Annotated in this window: 1 protein-coding gene; it reads left to right on the top strand. The window is 57.5% G+C overall.

Annotation, left to right across the window (positions count from 1 at the left end):
- Positions 1 to 297: 297 nt before the first annotated feature.
- Positions 298 to 562: Rieske 2Fe-2S domain-containing protein (locus F6Q13_RS19900; protein ID WP_293060131.1), on the top strand; the 265-nt coding region annotated here is incomplete at its 3' end.

The following is a 562-nucleotide window of genomic DNA, read 5'->3' as shown; positions in this document are numbered from 1 at the left end:
CAAAGGTGGGCTCGAACCGCCCTACCCGCAGCACTTCGCTGACCTTCTTGACCTTCATGCGTCCATCATCGCGTAGGCGTGACGCACTGAACCGGTCTCCGCCCCGGTTCGAGCTGCCGACGCCAATACCCGACGATTGGTGGAAGTTTCTGGCCTGCAGAGACTGAATTGACGAGCCTGAGTGGTCGCCGTACTCTGCTCTGTAGAGCAGGATATTTTTCTGCTATCCAGAGAGTGTGTCGGACGAGGTTTGGCGTGACAGATCAGCGGCAGATTTTCGACGATATTCGCCGCGGGATGATTCCCGCCCATGCGTACAACGATGCGGATCTATTCGCCCTGGAAAAAGAGCGGATCTTTGGCCGCGCCTGGCAATTCGTGGCTCATGAGTCGGAGATCCCACAGGACGGGGATTACGTCGTGCGGCGAGTTTTGAACGACTCTTTCATCATTGCCCGTGATTCGAAGGGTGAGGTTCGGGCCATGTTTAACATGTGCCTGCACCGCGGCATGCAGGTGTGCCGTGCCGAGATGGGCAACGCCTCGAATTTCCGTTGTCCGT

The organism is Mycobacterium sp. (assembly GCF_008709575.1).
Lineage (GTDB): Bacteria > Actinomycetota > Actinomycetes > Mycobacteriales > Mycobacteriaceae > Mycobacterium.
The sequence above is the reverse complement of the archived record's forward strand: the minus strand, read 5'-3'. Positions and strand labels throughout refer to the sequence as shown.